This is a genomic window from Arenibaculum sp. (assembly GCF_035998295.1).
Lineage (GTDB): Bacteria > Pseudomonadota > Alphaproteobacteria > Azospirillales > Azospirillaceae > DASYHS01.
Window position 1 is genome coordinate 1 of the sequence record NZ_DASYHS010000041.1, and the last position, 6,512, is coordinate 6,512.

The 6,512-nt window shown below is 70.6% G+C and carries 7 protein-coding genes; 1 reads left to right on the plus strand and 6 read right to left on the minus strand.

The features are described from left to right. The 6 genes from VGO20_RS04230 to VGO20_RS04255 form a co-directional block, all read right to left on the minus strand. Positions 1 to 458: HoxN/HupN/NixA family nickel/cobalt transporter (locus VGO20_RS04230; protein WP_473964854.1), on the minus strand; the 458-nt coding region annotated here is incomplete at its 3' end. Further along, complete coding sequence (locus VGO20_RS04235; protein ID WP_327501045.1) at positions 455 to 1,141, minus strand: DUF1007 family protein; 687 nt, start codon at positions 1,139 to 1,141, stop codon at positions 455 to 457. The genes VGO20_RS04230 and VGO20_RS04235, both read right to left, overlap by 4 nt. Positions 1,142 to 1,152: 11 nt before the next feature. After that, positions 1,153 to 2,445 carry an NAD(P)/FAD-dependent oxidoreductase gene (locus tag VGO20_RS04240; RefSeq protein WP_327501046.1) on the minus strand — a complete coding sequence of 431 codons (1,293 nt, stop codon included), beginning with the start codon at positions 2,443 to 2,445 and terminating at the stop codon, positions 1,153 to 1,155. Then, the gene (locus VGO20_RS04245) at positions 2,442 to 3,197 is read right to left on the minus strand and encodes a phosphatase PAP2 family protein (RefSeq protein ID WP_327501047.1); all 756 of its coding nucleotides are present in this window, start codon (positions 3,195 to 3,197) and stop codon (positions 2,442 to 2,444) included. Before VGO20_RS04245 ends, VGO20_RS04240 begins: the two co-directional genes overlap by 4 nt. A gap of 4 nt (positions 3,198 to 3,201) precedes the next feature. Next, positions 3,202 to 3,489 carry a hypothetical protein gene (locus VGO20_RS04250; RefSeq protein ID WP_327501048.1) on the minus strand — a complete coding sequence of 96 codons (288 nt, stop codon included), beginning with the start codon at positions 3,487 to 3,489 and terminating at the stop codon, positions 3,202 to 3,204. Between the two features lie 255 nt (positions 3,490 to 3,744). Continuing rightward, entirely contained in the window at positions 3,745 to 5,121 is a 1,377-nt protein-coding gene (locus tag VGO20_RS04255) for a glutamine synthetase family protein (RefSeq protein WP_327501049.1), read from the minus strand. Positions 5,122 to 5,318: 197 nt separating this feature from the next. Between VGO20_RS04255 and VGO20_RS04260 the strand changes: the two genes are divergently transcribed. Continuing rightward, positions 5,319 to 6,512 (plus strand): glutamine synthetase family protein (locus VGO20_RS04260; protein ID WP_327501050.1); only part of this gene is annotated, 1,194 nt, incomplete at its 3' end.

Here is a 6,512-nt window from a genome sequence, read left to right on the forward strand (position 1 = left end):
AAGCTGCCGCGTTCCAGCACCGCCGCGGTTCCGGCCGCGTCGCGGGCGGTGGCGCCCAGCAGGTGGAGCGCCACGGACGTCACCGCGACCGCGGTGACCGCCTGGAGCAGAGCGGCGGCGAAGGACAGCCCCACGGCGCGCCGCAGATGCCGCGCGTCGGCCAGGACATAGGCTGAGATCACGGCCTTGCCGTGCCCCGGGCCGACCGCATGGACGACGCCGTACAGGAAGCTCGCAGCGATCAGGCCCCAGGCCGCGCCGGGGCCGGCGGCGCGAACCGCGCGGAGGGCGTCCGCCAGTCCGGCATGCAGCGTCCTCTGGCCCTCATGGACCAGGACGGTCAGGCCCGGAAACGGGTCGATGGTGCCCAGCGACGCGGCGGTCAGCGCCGCCGCGGCCAGCAGGGTCGCCAGCGCCGCCAGGGCCAGTCGGCGCAGCTTGGCCGCCCGCGCGCTCACGGCGCCGTCCCCGCGGGGCAGGACACCGTGATCCAGCTGGCGAACCGGGCGCCGACTGTCCCCTCGACGTCGTCTTCCGGCCCGATGTCCAGGGCTTCGACCTGTGCGTCGGCGATGCTGCGCTCCTCGACCGGGGGAGGGGCCTCGACCACGGCCGCGCACCCGTCTGGAGGCGAGCCGTCGAGGCGCACCGGCTCCTGCGCGACGACGTCGATGTAGAAGGTCGGGTCGAAGCTCGCGAGCGAGATGCGGACCGACCTGGGATCGACGGGCTCCTCCAGGGGCAGGAGGAAGGCGAGCGACAGACGGTCCCCCGCGTGGTCGGAGCGGTGGGACCGGACCGGCCCGAGCGGGGCCAGGGCACCGTCCAGCTTCAGATAGGTGAAGTAGCCCCATTCGGCGAGGGCGGCGAGGTTCTCCTCGGCGAGCGGCGCCAGTTCCTCGGGCCCGTAGGCGCCGTCGCCGTCCGCATCCAGCCCGTCGAGCGCGAAGGCGGTGTAGAACTCGTCGAAGGTCCAGCGCATCCCGACACCGGCCAGGCGGCCGGCGGTGTCGAAATGCAGCGTCGGCGCGGCGTCGATCCGGACATGCGGATGCGCCGCAGCCGGGCCGGAGGCGGCGGCCAGGAGCGCGGCCATCGCCCAGGCCGGCCGGCACCTCGGAAGACGGGATGGTTCGGCCATCGGGGATGCCCTCACAGCAGGTCGCGCAGGCGGTACCAGGCCATGGCCAGGACGAGGGCGGGCGTTCGCAGCAGCGCGCCGCCGGGAAAACTCTGGTGCGGCAGGCGGGCAAAGACGTCGAAACGCTCCGCGGTGCCGGCGACCGCCTCGGCCATCAGCTTGCCCGCGAGGCCGGCCAGGGCGACGCCATGGCCGCTGTAGCCGTGGGCGAAGTAGGTGGAAGGCCCGACCCGACCGAAATGCGGCGTCCTGTCCATGGTGATCGCGACGTGGCCGCCCCAGCAGTAGTCGATGCGCGCGTCCTCGAGCTGAGGGAAGATGCCGAGCATGGTCTTGCGCAGCCTCTGCCGCAGGCCGGGGCCGTCGAAGCCGCTGTAGCTGACGCCGCCGCCGAACAGGAGGCGGTGGTCCGCGGACCGGCGGTAGTAGTTCAGGACGACGTTGACGTCGGCGACGGCGACCGCGTCGGGGATCAGGCCTTTGGCTCGGTTTTCTCCCAGCGGTTCGGTCGCGATCAGGTAGGTGCCGGCCGGCATGATCTTGGCCGCGACCGAGGGGACGAGCCCGCGCAGATAGGCGTTGCCGGCGAGGATCAGGTGACGTGCGCGGACGCTGCCCCGGGCGGTGCGCGCCATCGGCGCCGTACCGGTCTCCACCGCCTCGACCCGCGAGCCCTCGAAGATGCGGGCACCCGCGGCCGCGGCGGCGCGTGCGAGTCCGATCGCGTAGTTGAGCGGGTGCAGCTGCCCCCCGCCGTGGTCCAGCAGTCCGCCCACGTATTTCGTCGTCGCGACGAACGAGCCCATCTCGTCGCGTCCGACGAGCCGCGAGCGGTCGTAGCCGTACCCCTCCGCCCATTCGTCCCGCATCCCGGCAAGCTCGCGCACCTGCCGGTCCTTCAGCGCGGCGAACAGGTAGCCCCAGCGCAGGTCGCAGTCGATGCCGTGCCGCTCCACCAGGTCGGCCAGCAGCCGCTTGGCCTCCTCGCCCATGTCCCAGAGCCGGCGCGCGTCCTCGGCCCCGACCCAGCGTTCGATGGTCCCCATCGGCTTGTTGTAGCCGGTCACGATCTGGCCGCCGTTGCGCCCCGACGCACCCCAGCCGACCCTCTCGGCCTCCAGCACGACGACGTCGTAGCCGCGCTCGGCCAGGTGCAGTGCCGCCGACAGCCCGGTATAGCCGGCGCCGACGACGCAGACGTCGCAGGAGACGTCCCCTTCGAGGCGCGGATGGTCGGGCTGCGACAGCGCCGTCGCGGCGTACCAGGAAGGCGCGTGGGCGGCGGTCCCCGCGCCCCCCGTCACCGCATCCCCCCGGCCGGCTGCGGGAGCCCCATCCAGGATCGCCACCGCGCGGCGGTCGCGCGCCGGCCGAACATGACGGCGTGGAGGAGGGCCACGGTGCCGAGCATGAAGGCGCCGGCGAACAGGACGTCGCTGAAGAAATGCGCGCCCATGGCGATGCGCAGCAGCCCCGCGAGGCCGCCGGCGGCGATGCCGCCCGCCAGCACCAGCCGCGAGCGTCGCCCCACGACATAGGCGAAGGAATGCAGCCAGAACCCCAGCGCCGGGTCGCCGGCAACGAAGGAGCAGTTGTCCTCGCACTGGTCGGTCACCACCAGCGGCGGGGAATGGACGAGCGGACCGCCGAACTCCGCGACCTGGAATGGCCGCGCCCGTCCGAAATTGTCCTTCAGCAGCGTATTGGCCACGAGGCCCGGCGCGATCACCAGGGAGAGGAACAGGAACACCCATTTGCGGACGCCGAGCCCCAGCAGCTCGACCTTGCGGCCGGCCTGCCGGCTGCGGATCAGCGTGTAGAGCGTGCCGAGCAGCAGCGCGACGCCGATCACGCGGGCGAAGACCTGGATCGCTTCGTGGACGAGGTTGGCGATGCCGTCGGAGCGCCAGGCGAAACCGTTCTCCGGTTCGAAGAACAGGTCCGACACGACGATGTCGATGCCGGGGTGCAGGGTCAGGACGGCCCCGACCACGACGGCGGCGACGAGCATGATCCAGTGCCGCATCGGGCCCGACGCCTCTTTCTCGCGCATCATCGGATCAGTCCAGCGGCTCGCCCCGCGTAACCGGGATCACCGGGGCCGCCGCCGTCGTCGGGGGCTCCGCCTCGGGAGCGGCGGCGGGAGAGGCGGCAGGAGAGACGGCGGACGGGGCGGCAGCCGTGCCCGGCGCGGTACCGGCGGCCTCGCGCTCGTCGATCCTGCGGATGACGTATTTGGTCCCGTCGCTCGCGCCGCTGGCGATCAGTTCGGCGACGCCGCAACCCGAAAGGGTCGCGACCGCCAGGAGAGGGAACAGGATACGGGCGGAGCGCGGGAATATCGTCATGGCTACGCGGATAAACAAACCCCGCTCCATGCGCAAGGGGCAAAGTGCCCACGCGGCTGCCGGCCGGCAAGAAGGCGGCCGCCCGTCGGGCGGCCGCAGTCTCGAGTGGTACCGAGTACGCCGGCACCGGAGGCACAGCTATACGTTCTAAGGCATTTCACACGAATGCCCGCTGCTGCATTCGGCGAAACGGGGCCGCTGGCGAGGTGCGCCGTCCGGCGGCGCGCGGCTCCGATGGCTCCATCCCCGGGATGATCAGGCGGTTCGGAGGTACCACTCGTATTCGAGCGGCGTCACATAGGCGAAGAACTTGTCGCGTTCGGCCCATTTCGTCTCGAGATGGACGTGCATGAAGCGCTCCCCGAACAGGTCGCGCAGCTCCCGGCAGTTCTCGAAGGCCTCCAGTGCGGAGACCCAGTTCCCGGGCAGCGACGCCTCGGCTCCGTTATAGCCGTTGCCGGTCACGGGCTCGCCGGGATCTATCCGGTTGGTGATGCCGTGGAGGATGCCGGCGAGTATCGCCGCCACGGCCAGGTAGGGGTTCGCGTCGGCGCCCGCGACCCGGTGCTCGATCCGCTTGGAGCCGGGAGGGCCGACCGGGATGCGCAGCGCCGTCGTCCGGTTGTTGACGCCCCAGGTGGGAGCGGTCGGCGCATAGGATTCCACCTGGAAGCGGCGGAAGGAGTTGGCGTTCGGCGCGAACAGCGCCATCGCCCCCGGCATCGTCGCGGCGAGCCCGCCGATCGCGTGGAGCAGCAGGTCGCTGCCGATCGCCTCCGGCCGGTCGGTCTCGAAGACGTTCCGCCCGTCGCGGTCGATCAGGCTGACATGGACGTGCATGCCGCTGCCGGCATGCTGGGGATAGGGCTTGGCCATGAAGGTGGCGTCGAGCTTGTGCTTGGCCGCGACGCCCCGGACCACGCGCTTGAACAGGATCGCGTGGTCGGCGGCCAGCACCGGGTCGGGGACGTGGTGGAGGTTGATCTCGCACTGGCCGGGGCCGTATTCGGCGACCGCGGTGTCGGTCGGGATGCCCTGGGCATGCGCCGCCTCCTCGATCTCGTCGAGGACGTGGCCGAAGTCGTAGAGCTCGTTCATCCCGTAGACCTGGGTCGTGCTCTGGCGCACGCCGCTGGTCGGCGAGAGCGGCGGCCGGGGCTTGTCCTCCTCGCCCCAGTCGCCGTCCAGCAGGTAGAACTCCAGCTCGACCGCGACGACGGCCGTCAGCCCCAGCTCCGCAAGCCGGCCCTTCAACTGTTCCACGAGCGCGCGCGGCGCCGCGAAGAAGGGCGTGCCGTCCTGGTCGTGCATCGAGAGCAGGATCTGGCCGGTCGGCTTGCGGAGCCAGGGAGTGCGCTGGAGCGTGCCGGGGACGGGGAAGCACGGACGGTCCGGGTCCCCCTCGTCCCAGGACAGCCCGGTCGTGTCGACCGTGGCGCCGGTGATGTCCATCGCGTAGATGGACCCCGGGAAGGAGCAACCCTCCGTGAAGAGCTTCGGCAGGCTCGCCGCCGGGAGGCGCTTGCCCCGCAACACTCCGCAGTTGTCGGGCAGCAGGACATCGATCGTCGAGATGTCGGGATTCAGTTCGAGAAATTTCAGGGCTTCTGTGTCGTCGCGAAACGCTGTCATAATGGGGCCGCTTGATTGTTGGCGATGCTTGCCATCGTCTCCGGGCGACCGGGGGCGGGTCAAGAACTCCCGGACGGGGGCGCGCGCCGACGGGGATCGCCCCGGCGAAACGGGCTCGGGCGCCCTCCACGATGAAGCGACTGGTTCAACAGCACGGAGTCGGCCGGGGGCCGCGCGCACCCGGACCGTGAATCTGCATGGATTTGCTAACCACTTTCATAGCCCAGCATCACATTACCGAAGTCGAGTGCCTGATCCCGGACTTGTCCGGCGTCGCACGCGGCAAGATCCTTCCAGCGGAGAAATTCCTCCGCATCCTGCGCGAGCGGGGCCTGCGCCTGCCGGAGGCGATCTTCATCCAGACCGTCACCGGCGATTTCCCCGACGACGAGGACGTCACCAGCCCGGCCAACGCCGACATCTACATGGTGCCGGACGAGAAGACGATCCGCCTCGTGCCCTGGTACAAGGAAGCGACCGCCCAGGTCATCTGCGACTGCTTCTACGCGGACGGCAGCCCGGTCGACATCTCGCCGCGCTGGGTGCTGAGGCGGGTGCTCGAGCTCTATCATGCCCGGGGCTGGCAGCCGATCGTCGCCCCGGAGCTGGAGTTCTTCCTGGTCCAGATCAACAAGGACCCGGACTACCCGCTGGCGCCGCCGGTCGGCCGCTCCGGCCGCACCGAGAGCGGGCGCCAGGCCTACGGCATCGACGCCGTCAACGAGTTCGACCCTATCTTCGAGGACGTCTACGACTACTGCGAGGCGCAGAACATCGACATCGACACCCTGACCCACGAGGCCGGGGCGGCGCAGATCGAGATCAACTTCAACCACGGCGACGCGCTGGAACTGGCCGACCAGGTGTTCCTGTTCAAGCGCACGGTCCGCGAGACCGCGATCCGGCACAACGTCTACGCCACCTTCATGGCGAAGCCGATGCAGTCCGAGCCGGGCAGCGCCATGCACGTGCACCAGAGCGTCGTCGACCGCGACATGGGCAAGAACCTGTTCTCGACCGATGAGGGCGAGGACACGCCGCTGTTCATGTCCTACGTCGCCGGCCTGCAGAAATACCTGCCGGCGGCGATGCCGCTGCTCGCCCCCAACGTCAACTCCTACCGCCGGCTGATCGCGGGCTCGGACGCGCCGATCAACGTGCATTGGGGCCGCGACAACCGCACCGTCGGCTTCCGCGTGCCGGTCTCGCCGCCGGACTCGCGGCGGGTCGAGAACCGTGTCGCCGGCGCCGACGCGAACCCGTACCTGGCGCTCGCGGCGTCGCTCGCCTGCGGCTATCTCGGCATGATCCAGGAACTGGAGCCGACCGACCCCGTGAAGGGCAGCGCCCACCGCCTCGCCTTCACGCTGCCGCGCCACCAGTTCGATGCC